At 46.2% G+C, this 18,362-nt stretch carries 18 protein-coding genes; 10 read left to right on the top strand and 8 right to left on the bottom strand.

What is annotated here, in order from left to right:
* Positions 1–21: 21 nt before the first annotated feature.
* From J0M30_10365 to J0M30_10340, 6 genes are all read right to left on the bottom strand, one after another.
* Positions 22–912, bottom strand: a complete 891-nt coding sequence (locus tag J0M30_10365; protein ID MBN8667896.1) for an exopolyphosphatase — start codon at positions 910–912, stop codon at positions 22–24.
* Positions 893–2,989, bottom strand: a complete 2,097-nt coding sequence (gene ppk1, locus J0M30_10360) for a polyphosphate kinase 1 (protein MBN8667895.1) — start codon at positions 2,987–2,989, stop codon at positions 893–895. The genes J0M30_10365 and ppk1 overlap by 20 nt, the downstream gene beginning before the upstream one ends.
* A gap of 71 nt (positions 2,990–3,060) precedes the next feature.
* Positions 3,061–3,549 (bottom strand): D-glycero-beta-D-manno-heptose 1-phosphate adenylyltransferase, encoded by a 489-nt coding sequence (gene rfaE2 / locus J0M30_10355; GenBank protein MBN8667894.1) that lies wholly within the window; start codon positions 3,547–3,549, stop codon positions 3,061–3,063.
* On the bottom strand, positions 3,546–4,556 hold the full coding sequence (locus J0M30_10350; protein MBN8667893.1) for a flippase-like domain-containing protein: 1,011 nt from the start codon (positions 4,554–4,556) through the stop codon (positions 3,546–3,548). The genes rfaE2 and J0M30_10350 overlap by 4 nt, the downstream gene beginning before the upstream one ends.
* A gap of 9 nt (positions 4,557–4,565) precedes the next feature.
* Positions 4,566–4,910: an aspartate 1-decarboxylase gene (locus J0M30_10345; GenBank protein ID MBN8667892.1), complete on the bottom strand. Its 345-nt coding sequence runs from the start codon at positions 4,908–4,910 to the stop codon at positions 4,566–4,568.
* Positions 4,911–4,938: 28 nt separating this feature from the next.
* Complete coding sequence (locus J0M30_10340) at positions 4,939–5,799, bottom strand: pantoate--beta-alanine ligase (GenBank protein MBN8667891.1); 861 nt, start codon at positions 5,797–5,799, stop codon at positions 4,939–4,941.
* Positions 5,800–5,924: 125 nt separating this feature from the next.
* Between J0M30_10340 and J0M30_10335 the strand changes: the two genes are divergently transcribed.
* The 7 genes from J0M30_10335 to J0M30_10305 all read left to right on the top strand — a co-directional run bounded on the left by J0M30_10335 (position 5,925) and on the right by J0M30_10305 (position 12,903).
* Positions 5,925–6,740, top strand: coding sequence for a glycogen/starch synthase (locus tag J0M30_10335; protein ID MBN8667890.1), 816 nt, complete (start codon positions 5,925–5,927; stop codon positions 6,738–6,740).
* A gap of 42 nt (positions 6,741–6,782) precedes the next feature.
* Positions 6,783–8,270: a DUF4270 family protein gene (locus J0M30_10330; protein ID MBN8667889.1), complete on the top strand. Its 1,488-nt coding sequence runs from the start codon at positions 6,783–6,785 to the stop codon at positions 8,268–8,270.
* 79 nt (positions 8,271–8,349) lie between these two features.
* Positions 8,350–9,630: a methionine adenosyltransferase gene (locus tag J0M30_10325; GenBank protein MBN8667888.1), complete on the top strand. Its 1,281-nt coding sequence runs from the start codon at positions 8,350–8,352 to the stop codon at positions 9,628–9,630.
* Between the two features lie 78 nt (positions 9,631–9,708).
* The gene (locus J0M30_10320) at positions 9,709–10,266 is read left to right on the top strand and encodes an NUDIX hydrolase (GenBank protein MBN8667887.1); all 558 of its coding nucleotides are present in this window, start codon (positions 9,709–9,711) and stop codon (positions 10,264–10,266) included.
* Positions 10,250–11,014 carry a 23S rRNA (guanosine(2251)-2'-O)-methyltransferase RlmB gene (gene rlmB, locus J0M30_10315; GenBank protein ID MBN8667886.1) on the top strand — a complete coding sequence of 255 codons (765 nt, stop codon included), beginning with the start codon at positions 10,250–10,252 and terminating at the stop codon, positions 11,012–11,014. The genes J0M30_10320 and rlmB overlap by 17 nt, the downstream gene beginning before the upstream one ends.
* Positions 11,015–11,055: 41 nt before the next feature.
* Positions 11,056–11,871, top strand: a complete 816-nt coding sequence (locus J0M30_10310; GenBank protein ID MBN8667885.1) for a hydroxymethylglutaryl-CoA lyase — start codon at positions 11,056–11,058, stop codon at positions 11,869–11,871.
* A gap of 30 nt (positions 11,872–11,901) precedes the next feature.
* The gene (locus J0M30_10305; protein MBN8667884.1) at positions 11,902–12,903 is read left to right on the top strand and encodes a GSCFA domain-containing protein; all 1,002 of its coding nucleotides are present in this window, start codon (positions 11,902–11,904) and stop codon (positions 12,901–12,903) included.
* A gap of 96 nt (positions 12,904–12,999) precedes the next feature.
* Here J0M30_10305 and J0M30_10300 read toward each other — a convergent pair whose 3' ends face one another.
* Positions 13,000–14,019 (bottom strand): galactose mutarotase, encoded by a 1,020-nt coding sequence (locus J0M30_10300; GenBank protein MBN8667883.1) that lies wholly within the window; start codon positions 14,017–14,019, stop codon positions 13,000–13,002.
* 8 nt (positions 14,020–14,027) lie between these two features.
* Positions 14,028–14,645 (bottom strand): tRNA-(ms[2]io[6]A)-hydroxylase, encoded by a 618-nt coding sequence (locus J0M30_10295; protein ID MBN8667882.1) that lies wholly within the window; start codon positions 14,643–14,645, stop codon positions 14,028–14,030.
* A 266-nt stretch (positions 14,646–14,911) separates the two neighbouring features.
* Here J0M30_10295 and rpsO point away from each other — a divergent pair, with 266 nt between their 5' ends.
* The 3 genes from rpsO to prmA all read left to right on the top strand — a co-directional run bounded on the left by rpsO (position 14,912) and on the right by prmA (position 18,324).
* A complete protein-coding gene (gene rpsO / locus J0M30_10290; protein MBN8667881.1) occupies positions 14,912–15,181 on the top strand; it encodes a 30S ribosomal protein S15 in 270 nt (89 codons plus the stop codon).
* A 70-nt stretch (positions 15,182–15,251) separates the two neighbouring features.
* Complete coding sequence (pnp, locus tag J0M30_10285; GenBank protein MBN8667880.1) at positions 15,252–17,435, top strand: polyribonucleotide nucleotidyltransferase; 2,184 nt, start codon at positions 15,252–15,254, stop codon at positions 17,433–17,435.
* Between the two features lie 76 nt (positions 17,436–17,511).
* Positions 17,512–18,324: a 50S ribosomal protein L11 methyltransferase gene (prmA, locus tag J0M30_10280; GenBank protein MBN8667879.1), complete on the top strand. Its 813-nt coding sequence runs from the start codon at positions 17,512–17,514 to the stop codon at positions 18,322–18,324.
* The last annotated feature ends 38 nt before the right edge of the window (positions 18,325–18,362 follow it).

The following is an 18,362-nucleotide window of genomic DNA, read 5'->3' as shown; positions in this document are numbered from 1 at the left end:
GACAAAATTAGTCAAATCCCATCAGGAAATGGGGGACTTCACCTCTTCGTATAAATTATGAATGAGGCCATCTGCAAGGCCTATTTTGGGGACATAAATCTCTTCGGCATCGGCCCAGCGCATAACGTTGATATAGATCAGCAGGGCAGGAACTATTACATCGGCACGGTCTTCCCTTAATTTATACAACATCATTCGTTGTGAAAGGGTCAGGTTGCTAAATTCTTTGTAATAGTCGCGGAGTAATTCAAGATGCAGGGGTTTGCCTTCCTTTTTCTTGGACAGGGAAAAAAGTTTGTTGATATTTCCTCCCGATCCGATGGCGGTCACATGGTGATGTCCTTTGGTTTTGGACTTGATGAATTCCTTCATGGAATCCCATTGTGATTCATTGACCTGGTTCTTGAGCAAACGGATCGTTCCGATATTAAAGGATTCTTTAAATACCATTTTCCCATCGCTAAAGAAAGTGAGTTCGGTACTGCCACCACCTACATCAATATAGAGGTAGGACTCATCCTTGTTCATACTTTCCGCCACATGGTTCTCGTAAATAAAGGAGGCTTCTTCCTGTCCACTGATGATCTCAATTTCGATCCCGGTTTCCAATTTGACCCGGCGAATGATCTCCTCCGCATTGGAAGCATCGCGCATGGCAGATGTGGCGCAGGCTTTCAGGTGCTTTACATCATACACATCAATAAGATGGCGATAGGATTTGATGGTCTTGATGATCTTTTCCTCCCGGACCGGTGTAATGGTACCTTTTTCAAACACATCAAAACCGAGGCGAAGGGGTACCCTCACCAGGGTCATTTTTATGAATTCCGGACGTTGGTTTCCATTTTCGATCACATCGCTGATGAGTAATCTTGCTGCATTACTTCCAATATCAATGGCTGCCAGTCTCAAGAGAGGTTAAAGTTTTTTTATACAGGTAATTATAGATCTCGATCTGGGCGCGAATCCGTCTTTTCCCCGTACGAACATATTCATTGCTTAACGAGTTGTTCAGGATGCGGGCCTTCACGTTGCCACTGAATTGAATATCGAGAATGTCCTTGAGTTCCTGTTGGATCTCCGGGCTCAATACCGGACAGGTGGCTTCGATCCGATGGTCAATATTCCTTACCATCCAGTCGGCCGAAGATAGGTAAACTTTTTCGTTGCCTGCATTGTGAAATACCCACACGCGTGCATGTTCAAGATATTCATCCACGATGCTGACGGCATGTACCGGCGCTTTGAATTTCGGGTTCTCAGTCAGCATACAACATATACCCCGGATCACCATACGGATCTGTACACCTTCCCGGGCTGCTTCATTAAGTTTTGAGATCAACCCTTCATCCGACAGGGAGTTCATCTTAAGAATAATGGAAGCAGGTTTCCCCATTTTAGCCTGCTTGATCTCAAATTGAATCAGCTTCTCAATTTCTTTGCGCACAATTCCCGGACTGGGAATGATCATGCTGCAATTTTTGAGTATGGCCAACCCTTTCTTAGGTTTCTCCAGAAAGGCAAAAATGCGGTTGATATCAGCCATAACCCGCCGGTTACTCGTCATCAGGCAATGGTCACCATATACCTTGGCAGTACGTTCATTGAGGTTACCTGTACTTACAAATCCGTACTGAATGGTTTTATTCTTTACTCTTTTCTTAATGAGACAAAGCTTGGCATGCACCTTCAGGTTAGGGATACCGATCAATACCTTGACACCTTCTTCTTCCAGCAGTTCCTTCCAGGCCAGATTCGCTTCCTCATCAAACCGGGCACGAAGTTCAAGCATCACTGTCACCTGTTTGCCATTCCTTACCGCATTGATCAGGGCATTGACCACTTTTGAATTAGGGGCAAGGCGATAGGCGGTGACTTTAATGGCTGTAACATCCGGGTCGATCGCCGATTCGCGCAACAGGTCGATCACCGGGTTGAATGAATGGTAGGGAAAGTGCAACATCAGGTCCCCCTCCAATACGGTTTCCGTGATCCTTTTGCCATTGCGAAGGGCCGGGTGGGGGAATGGTTTCCTCCGCTGTCTTTTAACCTGAAAGACATTGTCGGGAAAATCCATGAAATGCCGGAAATTATGGATACGCCCCCCGGGAATGATGCTATCCTTTCTGGCCAGGTTCAACTTACTGATCAGAAATTCCAACAGACCCGGGTCCATTTGTTTATCATACACAAAACGCACGGGTTTTCCTTTCCGCCGGTTCTTTAATCCCTTTTCGAGTTTTTGGATAAGGGAAGTGGAAATATCATTATCGATATCGATCTCCGCGTCCTTCGTAATTTTAAATACATGTGAAGAATAACGGTCATATCCAAAATAGGAGAAGATTACCGGCAGGTTAAAACGGATCACATCCTCTAATAAGATGATATGGTGCTCATCCGGATTGGGTGAAGGAAGCTGGATAAAACGTCCAAACACACGGCTCGGCACTTCAATCAAGGCATATTTTTTCTTTAACGCGGAATCCCTTTTCCACATGACCACCCCGAGGTAGATCGACTTTTCGCGCAGGTAGGGAAAACTGGGGATACTCTGGATCATCAGGGGAATCACATTTGAACTGACCTCCTCGTCATAATAGCGCCGTACAAAATCCTTCTGGTCTTTGTTCAATTGTCGTTCCGTGACCAGGTATATTTTTTGGTCCCGAAGTTGTTCAACAATATCCTCCCATATCCGGTCAAATTCTCTTTGCTGGTCCAGTACAATACCTTGTATCTGATCCAGGATATGCTGTGGATTGGACTCGAGGTACATATTCTTGAGCCGCGTTCCAAATTGGATCATCCGACGAATGGTAGCTACGCGTACCCGAAAGAACTCATCCAGATTGTTGGAGAAGATACCCAGAAACCGAATCCGTTCCCGCAATGGAACAGATGGATCACCCGCTTCCTGCAGTACACGGGCATTAAAAGACAGCCAACTGATATCCCGATAAATCGTTTTTGCTTTTTGTTCACTCATGCCATGCTTACTTTTCCGATTCGGGTAAAATTAATGAACAAGCCTTTTTGTGAATGTTAAGTTTTCCCGGATTAACGGGCAAGTTTTGCAATGATAGATGTGGTAGAAAAACCCTCCAGGATCGGGTTGAATACAACCTTGCCTCCAGCGGCAATAACCTCTTTGGCACCTGCCACCTGATCAATGGTATAATCACCGCCTTTGACCAACACGTCTGGTTTTATCTGGGAGATAAGTTCCAATGGAGTATCCTCCTCAAAGAGAACCACTGCATCCACCATCACCAGCGAAGCCATGATCAGGGCACGGGAGTATTGGTCATTGACGGGTCGTCCTTCCCCTTTGAGCCGACGGACAGAGCCATCTGCGTTCAAACCCACCACCAGGTAATCAGCCTGACGAGCAGCCTCAGATAAGGAATAGATATGACCTTGATGAAGAAGATCAAAACAGCCATTGGTAAAAGCCACTTTTTTCCCGGTCACCCTCCAGGCAGCCATGCGGGTGATCAATACATCCACCGAAACGATTTTCTGGGTGATATGGGCGGTCGCTTTCATTTTTGTTTTTTCTTATTAAGGTGAGGCATCAGGATAAAGCTGGCAAATCCTCCGAGCAGGATAACTGTGGTTTGTGCCAGCCAGATCAACCAACCAAAGGCAAGTGCCGTGCCCTCATTTAATCCATACACCTGCATGGTTTTTTGTACCAACACCGCATACGCACCAATACCTCCCGGGGTAGCCACCATGCCCACACTTCCGGCACTGAGGATAGAAAAGGCTTCAGGAACTCCATATTGAGCAGTTTCTTTCAGGGCATTAAAACCTATATATCCTCCAATGAAATAAAGAAACCAGATGGCAAAGGTCAGAAACAGGAATTCCCACCGTTTTTTTAAATGCTGAATGGTACTGATGCCATTCCAAATTCGTAAAAGAATTTGTTTCCCCAATTCAATGACATCTTTAATCGTTTTCTTTTTTACCAACATCCAAAGAATGATCACGATCAGCACTACTCCGATAGTGATCGAACCGATCACCCAACCTTCAATCTTATTTTCCTGCACAACGCCATTGGGCGATGAATTAAAAAAGGCGTTCATCAGGTCGGAATAGATGCCTGGTTGTAAATATAGGGTGATGCCAAAAACGATCAGGAGACAAAGGAGGTCTATGATCCTTTCGAGGATAACCGTGCCAATCAATTTATCAACGGGTACCTTTTCATAACGAAACAAAAAGGTGCACTTGATGAATTCACCCAATCTCGGCAAGGCCTGATTTGTCAGGTAACCGATCATTACGGCAAAAAAAGTATTTCGAATGGAAGGATGATACCCCATGGGCTGGATCAGCAATCTCCAACGGAGTGCACGAAAGAAATGCGCCAGGATCATGATCCCAAACACCGGGACCATGAGGAGATAATTGGCCTCCCTGACTGCCGAACGTATATGGGCTTTGTGATCATCTGTAAGTCCCCGTATGGACCACCAGATCAGAAATATACCCAGTCCGAAAAAAAACAGGTATTGAAATATCGTACGCAGCCTTTTGTTCATGGGGAGGGATTAAACCTTATTTCCCTCTTTGGGAAACAATAACCAGGGTTTGAATTGCTTGGCTTCTTCAAAATCCATCAGGGCATAGGAGATAACAACTACGATATCCCCAACAGCGCCTTTTCGCGCAGCCGGTCCGTTCAGGCAACATACACCTGAACCTCTCTTTCCACGGATGACATAGGTCTCTAATCTTTCCCCATTATTCACATTCACCACCTGCACTTTTTCATTCTCAATGATATGGGCTGCGTCCATCATATCTTCATCCAGGGTCAGGCTGCCCACATAATTCAAATTGGCTTCCGTGATAACTGCCCGGTGGATCTTCGATTTCAGCACTTGTATCTGCATAAGGAACAAAATTAAGAATAATTCGTAATCAACTACTTGAGACAGGGATAAGAAGGTTATCGATCAACCGTACCCCTCCCAGAAAAACAGCTGCCAGGGCAACAAGTTCGCTTTTTCCATCCCAAACAGTAACCGGCGCCAGTGTCCGGGCATCCGCCACTTCAAAATAGTCAATCTGAAACCCCTGGTCCCGAAGACCATCTGTTATTTTATTTGTAATGGAACTGGTTTCTCCCGGTTTTATTTGTTGTTTGATCTTTTGTAATCCTTCCTGGATAGCCGCCGCCTGCTGTCTTTCCTCCGCAGATAATCTCCGGTTACGACTGCTCATCGCCAATCCATTTGGTTCACGAAGGGTAGGGCAGAGTCGGAGTTCTATTTCCTGACGACCGGTGATGACCAGCATGCGGGCGATCACCATGCACTGTTGATAATCCTTTTGTCCAAGATAGAGCAGATCGGGGTTTACGGCAGCAACCAGAATTTCCACTACCTGGCAAACCCCCTGGAAATGACCGGGCCTGTATTTTCCTTCATAAACTGTTTCAAGAAAACCCAGTTCATAGGTCTTTAATTCCCGGGTGCCCGAGGGGTAGATCTCGTCCCGGGAGGGCATAAATAATACATCGCATCCTTCCTTTTCCAGCATTTGAATATCCTGGCTCAGCGTGACCGGATACTTTTCATAGTCAGCCGGATCATTGAACTGTGTGGGGTTGACAAAAATGCTGCAAACTGTCAGGTCTGTTTCTCCCCGGGATTTGCGAATCAGCGACATATGTCCTTCGTGAAGAGCCCCCATGGTAGGGACAAATCCAATCTTTTTACCCCTTTTCCGGTGACTGGTCAGATAGCGATTCAAGTCCCCGGTATGCTTCAAAATGATCATCATTTGGTATAGTATGGTGGTTCTTAAGCTCCCTTATCCCGCAATTAGCAAGAATTTAATTACCTTTGCGGCTTTCTGTGCAACAAGTAAGCTAATTCAGGCGGATTAATCAAACAGCGAAAAACATGTCAGCAAAGAAAAGAATTTTATTTATTGCCAGCGAGATGTCGCCGTACCTCGAATTCACTGAATTCTCGGAAACGGTGAACAAATTGGCAATAAAAGCGAATGATAATGGATATGAGGTGCGCTGTATCATGCCTCGTTTTGGGGTGATCAACGAACGCCGGCACCGCCTTCATGAAGTGGTCAGGCTCTCCGGGATCAATATCTCGATTGAAAATGATGACCTCCCGCTTCAGATCAAAGTAGCTTCTCTCCCCAATGCCCGCCTGCAAGTATATTTTCTGGATAATGAAGACCTGTTCAAGCGGAAATATATTTATCATGATGAACAGGAAAAATGGTATCCCGACAATGATATTCGTACCGTTTTCTTCTGTAAAGGCGCCCTCGAAACCGTGAAGAAATTTGGATGGCCTCCCGATCTGATCCATTGCAGTGGCTGGATGACCGGACTGGTGCCCGCTTTCCTCAAAACCGTTTACAAAAAGGAGCCTGTATTTGCCCACAGTAAAGTGATCTATACCATCGGACAAAATACCTTCAAGGAAAAATTAGGCCCCGGTCTGCTCAAAAAGGCCCTGATCCATGCGAATATCAAGGAAAAGGACCTGGAAGTATATAAGGATGGTACCAATACTGCCCTTTTCAGAGGGGGAGCCACCTATGCAGACGCCATTACCTTTGGCGATGAAAAGATCGATAAGAAACTGGTGGAGGAATTCACCAAAGTGAAAGGAAAGAAAACCCTGTTATATAATGCAGAGTCTGATTTAACAGACTATTTGCAATTGTATGGCGACCTTGCAGGCAAGTAAACATCAACCTCCAATTTATACCGGTAAAATAATTATAACCCCGTGAAGAACAAGCATCTGGTCCTCTTTTTCCTTATTGTTTCCCTGCTTTCCGGCGTCACCATCTTTACCGCGTGTAAAAGGATTAATGCCTTTACGGATATCGGTTCGGGACTGATCCCTGCAGTGGATAATATCAACACCTTTGATACCGTCCTGAATGTAGAGGTTTACAATGGTATTTTCGGTGACAATGAAGATTCAATCCGGATGCTCTCTTCCGAGATACATTTTCTGGGACAGATCTCTAATGATCCCTTCTTTGGCAAGACCGATGCCCGTATCTACCTTCAACTCAAACCCACTCTGTTTCCCCATGCTTTTGCGCGGGCAGACAGCCTGACGATCGACTCTGTGGTGCTTGTTTTGGATTATAAGGGAGCCTATGGTGATACCACCATTCCTCAGACCATCAACGTGTACGAGATCGCGAATATACCGACCAATGTATTCCGGGCGGATTCGAATTACCTGGTAAAATCTACCACCTTTGTCAACGGTGACCTGTTGGGTTCCAGAACCATTGTTCCGCAAAATTTAAAGGACACCGTAAAGGCATATAAGGATACTACGGTCAGCCAACTCCGTATTCGTCTGTCTGATCTTTTTGGACAACGCATGCTGGATTATGACTCGACCGCAGGAGGTGCCTATAAAAGTGATTCATTACTGAACACCTATTTTAAAGGGTTAGCCATTGAATCTGCGGCCGGATCGGGAAATGCCCTGATGGCCTTTGCCCTGGCCAATGCACCCAATACCAAACTGGCCTTTTACTATCGATATCCAAAGAATGGCCAGCCGGATACAACGGTCAGCTATTTTACATTTTCACCTTATAGCATATTTTCTTCCATTGGTTGTGCCTCACATAATTATGTGAAGCGTGACTTCACAGGTTCACCCCTTGAAGCAGCTGCCAATTCCCCTGCGGCGGATGATTTTGTTTATCTGATCAACTCACCGGGATCCTACGCAACGATCAAAATCCCTGGTCTTCAAAATGTTAGCAACCGTTTGGTTCACCGGGCAGAGCTCGTGGCCGAACAGATATATGACCCCAGTGATGATATTTTCTTCGCCCCGGAATCCATCTGGATGGATGCCTACGACTCCAGCATCAGTAGTTACCGGGTCATCCCTTATGATCTCTACCCAGGTGGAAGCGGTACCCTGAACCTGGCTTCATTTGGCTCCTATGGTAACACCGTTCCCAATGGATCGGGTAAAGATGTGGCCCGTTGGAGCTTTGACCTCACCCGTTATGTACAAAAAATCGTAACTGAAGGGCAGAAGGTCATGGATTTCAGGATGATGTCGCACAGGTATAGTACCGACTCGATCCGGCTCAATAACTTTGATAATTCGGGCAATTTTACCAACTATGTCCAAACCCTGAACAATAATTATGTTACGGGCAGGGTCAGACTCGGTGGTACGGCTCACCCCACCCGGCGAATGAAACTACGGATCATCTACTCTAAAATTTAGTCTGAACTTCATTGGTAAAGTATCAAATGGGCTATTATCTTTGCGCCCAAACCTTTTTGCTTAATTACAATTAACAAACATGCCCTATCTCTTTACCTCTGAAAGTGTTTCAGAAGGTCATCCTGACAAAGTAGCCGACCAGATTTCCGATGCCCTGATCGATAATTTCCTGGCTTATGATGCGCAGTCAAAAGTCGCCTGCGAAACCCTCGTTACTACCGGACAGGTGGTATTGGCCGGAGAGGTGAAATCGAAAACCTACCTGGATGTTCAGGATATTGCCCGGGAAGTGATCCGTAACATCGGATACACCAAGGCTGAATACATGTTCGAAGCCAACTCCTGTGGAATCTTCTCAGCCATTCATGAGCAAAGCGCCGATATCAATCGGGGTGTTGACCGTACCGTAAAGAAATTGAGCTTTGAAGCCAAAGCCAACGCACAAGGTGCCGGCGACCAGGGTATGATGTTTGGTTATGCTACAATAGAGACGGATAACTACATGCCCCTGGCCCTTGACCTGGCACATAAGATCCTTCAGGAATTGTCCAAAACCCGTCGTGCCGGAAAAGAATTGAAATACCTGCGTCCGGATGCCAAAAGCCAGGTAACCATTGAATACGATGACAATAACCAACCCGTGCGTATAGACACCATTGTGGTATCTACCCAGCACGATGATTTTGGCACCGATAAACAAATGCTGGACCAGATCCGCAAAGACATCATCGAAGTCATTATCCCCCGGGTGAAGAAACAACTGAAACCTTCACTCCGTAAATTATTCAACGATAAGATCACCTACCATATCAACCCCACCGGCAAATTTGTAATCGGCGGGCCTCATGGAGATACTGGTCTGACCGGAAGAAAGATCATCGTAGATACCTATGGAGGAAAAGGGGCACATGGTGGTGGAGCCTTCAGTGGAAAAGATCCTTCCAAAGTGGATCGTTCTGCCGCATATGCTACCCGCCATATCGCCAAGAACCTGGTGGCTGCCGGTCTTTGTGATGAAGTACTGGTTCAGGTTTCCTATGCCATTGGTGTAGCTAAACCCTGTGGTCTGTATGTAAACACATACGGCACGGCTAAAGTAGACATGAGCGATGGAGAGATCGCACGCAAAGTAGAAGAGATCTTCGATATGCGCCCGTATGCCATCGAGCAACGCCTTAAATTACGTAACCCTATCTACAGTGAAACAGCCGCCTATGGTCATATGGGTCGTGAGCCAAAAGAGGTAGTAAAAACCTTCAACAAAGGGAAAGACAATGAGAAAAAAGTGACCGTTGAGTTGTTTACCTGGGAAAAACTGGATTATGTAAACAAAGTGAAAAGGGCTTTTGGATTGAAATAAGTCCGGCGGTTTTTTCACCAAAAAGAAGTTTATAAAGAAAGACCTCTCCATACCGGGGAGGTTTTTTAATTTCACAGTATGGAATCCACCAACCCCTGGACGATATTGGGCGAAAAAGCCATCTATGAGAATCCCTGGATCAAGGTGACGGAGTATGACGTATTGAACCCCAATGGAGGGAAGGGAATCTATGGAAAAGTGCATTTCCAAAATATTGCCATTGGTGTTTTGCCTTTGGATGAGGACGGGAACACTTATCTTGTTGGGCAATATCGTTTCACCCTGAACCAATACAGTTGGGAAATACCCGAAGGTGGTGGAGAAATGGGGGTTGACCCGCTGGAGTCAGCAAAACGCGAACTAAAAGAAGAGACCGGAATGGAAGCATTGGCCTGGCAAAAAATCCTTACCATGCACCTCTCCAATTCCTGCTCCGATGAGATCAGCGAAGTGTTCCTCGCCCGCGATTTAAAACAGGGGGAGGCCATGCCAGAAGAGACAGAACAATTGATGGTTAGAAAATTACCTTTTGAGGAGGCTTTTGCCATGGTAGAAAAGGGAGAGATCACAGATGCCATCTCGGTGGCTGCTATTATTAAGGTTAAACTCATGTTACTGAATGGAGAGATCGGATAAAAGACCAAGACCCAAGAAATCTTCGCTGGTATTAGGAAGACAACCGCTGGTGGAAGCCATCCGGTCAGGAAAAGCGATTGATAAGATATTGATGCAAAAGAATGCATCCGGTGATTCCATTGCTTTGATCCGGGAATTGGCAAAGGACCACCAGGTGCCGATACAATATGTGCCGCCAGAGAAATTAAATAGCATAAGCCGGGGAAACCACCAGGGCGTAATTGCCTTTACCGCGGCCATACAATACCTCGAATTACAGCAGGTGATCAGTTTTGTTGTGGAAAAAGGGGAGACCCCCTTGTTCCTGTTATTGGATGGTATCACCGATGTGCGGAATATTGGGGCCATTGCACGTACTGCCCTTTGTATGGGCGTACAGGCCCTGGTGATACCGGATAAAGGAGTGGCTCCCTTGCAGGAAGATGCGATAAAAGCATCAGCCGGAGCCCTTGAATTGATCTCTGTTTGCCGGGTCAACAGCCTGATGAAAGCAGTAGATGAGTTGCACCTGAACGGAATCCGTGTATTTGCCAGCGAAATGACCGCAGAAAAAACACTCTTTGATTGTGATTTTAAAGAACCTTGCGCTATCGTCATGGGTGGGGAAGAAAAGGGCGTCTATCCGGCCCTGATGAAGATCTGTGATGAAACCATGAAGATCCCCATGGTAGGAAATTTTGAAAGCCTGAATGTGTCCGTAGCAGCGGGAATGATACTTTATGAAGCATTAAAACAACGTTTACCTTGATTGAACAGCGTATTCATCTGGTTGAATGTCCACGCGACGCCATGCAAGGTTGGAAAAAACCAATTTCGACAGAAAAGAAAATCAGCTACCTGAACCAACTTCTGAAGGTAGGTTTTCACACCCTCGATTTTGGAAGTTTTGTTTCGCCCAAGGCCATTCCTCAAATGGCAGATACTGCGGAGGTAGTTGCCCGATTGGATAAATCGGGTTCATCCACCCAATTACTTGCGATCATTGCCAACCTGCGTGGTGCAGAGCAAGCCGCCTCCTTTGAACAGATCGATGTTCTTGGATTTCCCTTCTCCGTTTCTGAAACATTTCAGCAAAGAAATACCCAGGCAAGCATGGAAACTGCCATTGAACGGGTGGCTGATATCCAGGATCTGTGTGTTGAAAAAGGAAAGCAACTCGTGGTATATATTTCAATGGGGTTTGGAAATCCATATGGCGACCCGTATGATGAGGACATTGTATTTGAATGGGTAAACCGACTTGTAGGCATGGATATCGGCATCATTTCACTGGCGGATACAGTGGGCATTGCCACACCGGAACAAGTGTATGATATGACCGGCTACCTCGTGGAATCCTTTCCCGGAACTGAAATCGGTGTTCATCTGCATTCCCGCCCCGACAATTGGAAAGAAAAACTGGAAGCAGCCTGGAAGGCAGGATGTCGTCGCTTTGATGGTGCCATCAAGGGTATTGGCGGTTGTCCCATGGCTGATGATGAACTGGTCGGAAATTTGGATACATTGAATATCGTTTCCTTCTTTCGGGAAAAAGGGGTTTCCATGGGGATAGATCAACAGGTGTTGTTAGATAGCCTTCCGATGGCAGAAGATATCTTTCAGTAAATGGGAGCAGGAATAAAGCAGCTAAACCACATGCAATTTCAACTAGATATTCAGATCAAAAAGCCGGAGGAACAGATTCGGTATGGGCAAAAGATCATGCTCATAGGGTCCTGTTTTACCGAACACATTGGAAAGGCCTTGCAGGAATTGAAATTTGATGTATTGCAAAATCCTCATGGCATCCTTTTCGATCCGGCCAGTGTTTGTCATAGTCTTCTATCATACATTGAGGGAAAAAAGTACACTGCCAATGACCTGTTCTATTTGAATGAGGTTTGGGCGACCTGGCATCATCATTCCCGGTTTTCGCATATGAGGAAGGAAGAATGTCTTGAAGAAATCAACCGGTCGCAGGAAAATGCGCACGCTTTTCTTCGTCAGGCAGAGTGGCTGATCATCACCCTGGGTTCTTCCTTTAGTTACAGATTGACCGATCAGGCGGATAAAGCCTCCTTATCGACAGGTTCAGCTGTGGCTAATTGCCATCGGGCACCCGGGCAATGGTTTCAAAAGCACATGATGGAGATCGCTGAAACTACGGCCGCTCTTGATCAATTGATCCATCGGCTGCGCGCCTTTAACCCGGAATTGAAATTGATCTTTACCATAAGCCCGGTACGGCATATTCGGGATGGCGTGGTTGAGAACAACCGAAGTAAAGCCCGGCTATTGGAATCTGTTCATCAGTTGGTCAATAAATTTGACAACACCTGGTATTTCCCGGCTTATGAACTCGTGATCGATGTGTTGAGGGATTATCGGTTTTATGATATTGATATGGTTCATCCCAATTATCCCGCCACACAGTTTGTGATGGAAAAATTCATGGATAGCATGGTCGATGAACCATCCAAATGGCTAAGCCAGGAGATCAGAAAAATTGTCATAGCCAGAAATCACAAAGCCTTTCAGGCAGCAACTAAGGCACACCAACAATTCTTACAACAACATCTTCAACTCGCCCAGGCATTACAGGAGAAATATCCAATGGTGGATTTGAGGGAGGAGATAGAGTATTTTCGTGAGGCGTGAGCTTCGTGAGACGTGAGCTTCGTGAGGCGTGAGAGGTGAGTTTCGTGAATCGTGAGACGTGAGACGTGAGGTTTCTCACAACTCACGTCTCACGTCTCACGCCTCACGTCTCACACCATACACCACCCGCTGAAAATATCTTTCCCCCGGCCTTAACACTGTATTGGAGAAACCAGGTATATTAATGGCATTGGGCTCTTTCTGGGTTTCAAAACAAAAACCGGTACTTGGCCCGAAATATTTTTTACCATCAAACTCCAGTTCTGGTAGTCCGCTTCCGGTATATAAATGAACAATGGGGTCAGTGGTCAACACCTGTAATGAAATGCCAGTAACGTCTCCCGTGGCTTCGGCGGCCAATTGCAAACTACCATCAGCATCCTGGATACAAAAACTTTGGTCATACTCCGGCTTATTAGCGAGGACCTCCTTGGTGGTTTGAAAATCATAAACGGTGCCTTCAACAGGTATCTTTCTTCCGTCTGCTACAAGTTGATCATCCTGACCCAGGTATTCCCTGGCATTTATCCGTACCCGATGTTTTCCTATACTGCCACTTCCATTTAAATTGAAATAATCGTGGTGTGTAAGGTTGATCAGGGTAGGAGCATCTGTTTCGGCAAATGAATCCATGATCAGTTCATTGGACTCGGTAAGTTTATACTCCTGGTCTATGATTAGATTGCCGGGGAAATGTTCTTCTCCATCCGGACTCTTGTACCGAAACCGCACGCTATTCTCTTCTTCGTTGATCGCTATTATTTCCCATACTTTTTTATCAAAACCTTCAACTCCCCCATGCAGGCTGTCACGCCCCAGGTTTTGGGCCAACTGATAAGATTTACCATCTAGTTCAAACCTGCCGTCTTTGATACGGTTAGCGGTACGACCGATTACGGCACCGAGAAAAGGGTAGGAGGTCAGATAGGCCGGTGAGAGATAATGTTTCAGGTCTTCAAATCCCAGCACGAGATTGACTCCATTGAATTCCAATGCGGAAATGATATTACCAAGATTGGTGATGTTTACACGCATCCCGTTTTGGTTGGTCAACACAACTTTGAAAACTTCTTTCCCATTGGGATGGATATAGGCTAAGGTTTTTTCAATCATCATTTTTTGTATTAGTGGATGCGGTCACCGCGTACTTTGAGCGTTTGAATGATCTGACCTTCGAAAACAAGCCATTCTTTCCAGCGTTTACGTACTTTTTCTATATCGAGGTAGGTTTCCGCCAGGTCAATAAACAGCGTATAATGCCCGGCTTCACTTTCCATGAAACGCCGGTAAAATTGTTGAAGATATGGGTCATCAATTCCCTCACTCAGTCGTTTAAACCGTTCACAACTTCTTGCCTCGATCAAAGCCATCAGTAGCAGGCTATCCAGAAAGCGGTCCTTCCAATGGCCTCCTTTTTTATGAAAATCAACCAACTGGTTGACGTACTCATCCTTCCGTTGAGGTCCCAGGGATAAGTTTCGTTTCTTCAACTCGGCCAGCACCATCCGGAAATGCCCCCATTCTTCCGTTACAATCGGGGAAAGGGCCGCGACCAGGTCACTTTTATCACTGTTTTTTTGAATAATTGAGATACAGGAAGTTGCCGCCTTTTGCTCACACCAGGCATGGTCGGTCAGGATTTCTTCCAGGGAAAGTCCGGCCAGGTCCACCCAACGCGGATCGGTAGGCAATTGCAGACCCAGGATATTCCGGGTAGATTCGGAATACGAAGCGGTTTCCATTGGTCAAAAGTAGTGGTTTCTAGGTATTTAGCTAGCAGGGATTTCCCGGTTTTCCGGATTTCGCGGGTGGTTACTTGTCGTGTATATTGTGATCCCACTCCATCCAGGATTCCAGTGATGCAGATCTCATCCGGGTGCCCCAAATCCTAGGCATACGGCAAATCCCCAAATCCTGGTCCAAATTGGTTTTTCCCTTGAAATCCACTACCTTTGCCGCCTTAAATAATCGGATATTTAATCGGATGACATTCTAAAAAAAAACAAAGATGCCTGTAACAAAAGAAAAAAAAGCCTCCATTATCGCTGAATTCGGTGGAAAACAAGGAAACACCGGATCAATTGAAGGCCAAATCGCTCTGTTGACTGAGCGAATCACCCAGATCTCCGGCCATCTCCAGGCCAACAAAAAAGATTTCTCCACCCACCGTGGCCTGATGCAACTGGTAGGTAGAAGAAAACGTTTGCTTACCTATCTCCAAAAGCACAACCTGACTGGTTACCGCGCCCTGATCGAGAAGCTCGGCCTCCGGAAGTAAACATATTTCAATTCGCAAGTCCCTCCACTCAGGAGGGTTTTTTGCATTTCATTTACTTTACACAATACTCATGTTATCTCAAGCTATAAATAAAACATTTGACCTGGGCGATGGTCGTCAGATCACCCTGGGTACTGGTCGCCTGGCACGCCAGGCCGACGGCGCAGTTACTGTATCCATGGGAAATACCATCCTGCTGGCTACAGTGGTGGCTAACAAAGAGGCGAAAGAAGGACAAAGCTTTTTCCCGCTTACAGTAGACTATCAGGAGAAATTTGCTTCTGCCGGTCGTATCCCCGGATCATTTTTTAAAAGAGAAGGCCGGTTAAGCGATTACGAAGTCTTGATCAGCCGACTGATCGATCGGGCACTTCGTCCGCTGTTCCCCGAAAATTATCTCTGTGAGGTTCAGGTACTCGTGACCCTGGTTTCTTCCGACGCGGAAGTAATGCCCGATTCACTGGCTTGCCTGGCTGCTTCTGCCGCACTTGCCGTATCGGATGTTCCCATTCAGGAGATCCTTTCCGAAGTACGTGTTGCACGTATCAACGGAGAATTCAAAGTAAACCCCACCCGAAGTGAGCTGACAGAAGCTGACCTTGATTTCATCATTGCTGCCACCGAAAAGAATATCATGATGGTGGAAGGGGAAGCACAGGAGTGTTCGGAAGAAGACCTGGTAAAAGCGCTTGGAATCGCCCACGATGCCATCCGTATCCAGATCAAAGCCCAGGAAGAATTAAGGCAAATGACCGGTGCAAAACCAAAACGTGAAGTGACGCCTCCTGTGGTAGACACTGATTTGCTCGCAAAAGTGGAAGGCTTTGCTAAACCTAAGGTGTACGAAGTTTCCAAATCTGCCCTTGGAAAACACGAGCGGTCTGATAAATTCGATGCCATTCAAACGGAATTGATCGAATACCTGACGAAAGAATACAATGTTGCCGAAGGAGAGAAGCTCGATGATACGATCGCTAAAAAAGCCAAGAATTATTATCACGATCTTCAATACCATGTGGTACGGGATATGATCCTGAATGACCGGGTTCGTCTTGATGGCCGTCAACTGGATCAGGTTCGCCCCCTCGATATGGAGACAGACGTATTACCCACTCCACACGGATCTGCACTCTTTACCCGGGGAGAAACTCAATCCCTGACCACGGTCACCCTGGGTACGCCTCTCGACGAATTGCTGGTTGAAAGTGCAGCCACTTCAGATTACTCTAAATTCATTTTACACTATAATTTCCCTCCCTTCTCTACCGGTGAAGTAAAGATGATGCGTGGACCTGGTCGCCGGGAAGTTGGACATGGTAACCTGGCCATGCGTTCACTGAAGCAAATGATGCCCGGCGAAGATTATGCCTATACTGTTCGTATCGTAAGTGATATTCTCGAGTCCAATGGTTCCTCCTCGATGGCGACCGTTTGTGCCGGTTCTCTCGCTTTGATGGATGCAGGTATTCCCATTCCGAAACACGTGTCAGGTGTGGCCATGGGATTGATCAGCAAAGAAGGAAAATATGCGATCCTGACTGATATCCTTGGTGATGAAGATCATCTGGGTGATATGGACTTCAAAGTAACGGGTACCCGTGATGGAATCTGTGGCGTGCAAATGGACATCAAAGTAGATGGCCTGAGCATGGATGTAATGCGTGAAGCACTTGACCAGGCACGTCGTGGTCGTCTGCATATCCTGGATGCCATGTATGCCTGTCAGCCTGAAGCACGCTCCGAAGTGAAACCCCATGCACCACGCATGTTGAAGATGTTCATTGATCGTGAATTCATCGGCGCTGTGATCGGACCTGGTGGTAAAGTGATCCAGGAAATGCAACGTGAAACCGGAACCACTATTAATATCGAAGAGAAGAATAACATGGGTGAAGTAAGCATCTTCGGTACAAATAAAGAAGGTGTGGAAAGGGCTGAAAATTGGATCAAAGGTATCGTAGCTATCCCCACCGTTGGAGATGTGTACGATTCAACTGTTAAATCCATCATGCCTTTTGGTGCCTTCGTAGAATTCCTGCCTGGTAAGCAAGGGTTGGTTCACATCTCTGAAGTAAGCTGGAAACGATTGGAAACACTCGATGGCGTACTGAAAGAAGGCGACCGCATCAAAGTAAAATTGATCGGAACCGATCCTAAATCAGGTAAATTCAAACTTTCCAGAAAAGCGCTTATCCCCAAACCTGAACGCCAGGAGAATAACCCCTCCCAGGGCGGACAGCCGGAGAATAATTAAGCACGAATAAACGCATACAGTGCCTTTGGCTTCCTGGTGCTAATTTTACCAGGCAACCAGAGGCACTTTTTATTTTATGAACAAGGCATATATACAAGTCGATTTTAAAGGTCTTTCACCCGAAAAAGTGGATATACTTATTGCCATGCTTTCAGAAGCAGGGTGGGAAGGGTTTGAGGAAACGGAAGACCGTTTTTCGGCCTATATACCGGAAGATGAGTTTCAGGAAGAAAACCTGAAGGCGATGGCCGGTACAGATCACTACACCGTAACCACTGTTCCCTATATCAATTGGAACCAACGTTGGGAGTCGAGCTTTGAACCGGTAATGGTTGATGATTTCTGCGCGGTAAGGGCCGGGTTTCATGCCCCTGTAGAAAACGTCCGGTATGAGATCGTGATCACCCCCAAACAAAGTTTTGGAACCGGTCATCACGCCACCACCTGGCTGATGATGAAACGTATGGAACAAATCGACTTTACCGGGAAAAAGGTCTTTGATTTTGGGACAGGAACCGGCGTTCTGGCTATTCTGGCTGAAAAGGCAGGCGCCGTCAAAGTGCTGGGGATTGACAATGACACCTGGAGTATGGAAAATGCACAGGAAAATGGAGAGGCCAACAATTGCCATCATATCCGATGGGAACTGGCAGACCATGTACCCACGGAAGGTCAGTTTGAAATTATACTGGCGAATATTAATAAAAATGTAATCACCGGGCACTTCAAAAGCCTCGCCGATCGTTTAACTTCAGGTGGAACCATGCTTCTAAGCGGGCTTCTGACCACGGATGAAGAGGATATATTGGCCGGGGCCCAAAATGAAGGTTTAAAATTCATGGACCGAATGGAAAAGGCAGGCTGGATATGCCTCAGTTTCAAGGGATAAAGAGGCCTGAGGGTTAATTTTATATTAACTTTTCCCTC

Source organism: Chitinophagales bacterium, from assembly GCA_017303415.1.
GTDB lineage: Bacteria > Bacteroidota > Bacteroidia > Chitinophagales > Chitinophagaceae > SpSt-398.
This window is presented reverse-complemented; position numbering and strand designations above follow the sequence as displayed.

Coding starts and splice junctions, on each gene's coding strand:
- J0M30_10310 (MBN8667885.1), top strand. CDS start 11,056: ATGCAAGGTTGGAAAAAACCAATTTCGACAGAAAAGAAAATCAGCTAC.
- rlmB (MBN8667886.1), top strand. CDS start 10,250: ATGGAGAGATCGGATAAAAGACCAAGACCCAAGAAATCTTCGCTGGTA.
- ppk1 (MBN8667895.1), bottom strand. CDS start 2,989: ATGAGTGAACAAAAAGCAAAAACGATTTATCGGGATATCAGTTGGCTG.
- J0M30_10340 (MBN8667891.1), bottom strand. CDS start 5,799: ATGATCATTTTGAAGCATACCGGGGACTTGAATCGCTATCTGACCAGT.
- rfaE2 (MBN8667894.1), bottom strand. CDS start 3,549: ATGAAAGCGACCGCCCATATCACCCAGAAAATCGTTTCGGTGGATGTA.
- J0M30_10320 (MBN8667887.1), top strand. CDS start 9,709: ATGGAATCCACCAACCCCTGGACGATATTGGGCGAAAAAGCCATCTAT.
- J0M30_10325 (MBN8667888.1), top strand. CDS start 8,350: ATGCCCTATCTCTTTACCTCTGAAAGTGTTTCAGAAGGTCATCCTGAC.
- J0M30_10295 (MBN8667882.1), bottom strand. CDS start 14,645: ATGGAAACCGCTTCGTATTCCGAATCTACCCGGAATATCCTGGGTCTG.
- J0M30_10350 (MBN8667893.1), bottom strand. CDS start 4,556: ATGAACAAAAGGCTGCGTACGATATTTCAATACCTGTTTTTTTTCGGA.
- J0M30_10345 (MBN8667892.1), bottom strand. CDS start 4,910: ATGCAGATACAAGTGCTGAAATCGAAGATCCACCGGGCAGTTATCACG.
- rpsO (MBN8667881.1), top strand. CDS start 14,912: ATGCCTGTAACAAAAGAAAAAAAAGCCTCCATTATCGCTGAATTCGGT.
- J0M30_10335 (MBN8667890.1), top strand. CDS start 5,925: ATGTCAGCAAAGAAAAGAATTTTATTTATTGCCAGCGAGATGTCGCCG.
- J0M30_10300 (MBN8667883.1), bottom strand. CDS start 14,019: ATGATGATTGAAAAAACCTTAGCCTATATCCATCCCAATGGGAAAGAA.
- pnp (MBN8667880.1), top strand. CDS start 15,252: ATGTTATCTCAAGCTATAAATAAAACATTTGACCTGGGCGATGGTCGT.
- J0M30_10305 (MBN8667884.1), top strand. CDS start 11,902: ATGCAATTTCAACTAGATATTCAGATCAAAAAGCCGGAGGAACAGATT.
- prmA (MBN8667879.1), top strand. CDS start 17,512: ATGAACAAGGCATATATACAAGTCGATTTTAAAGGTCTTTCACCCGAA.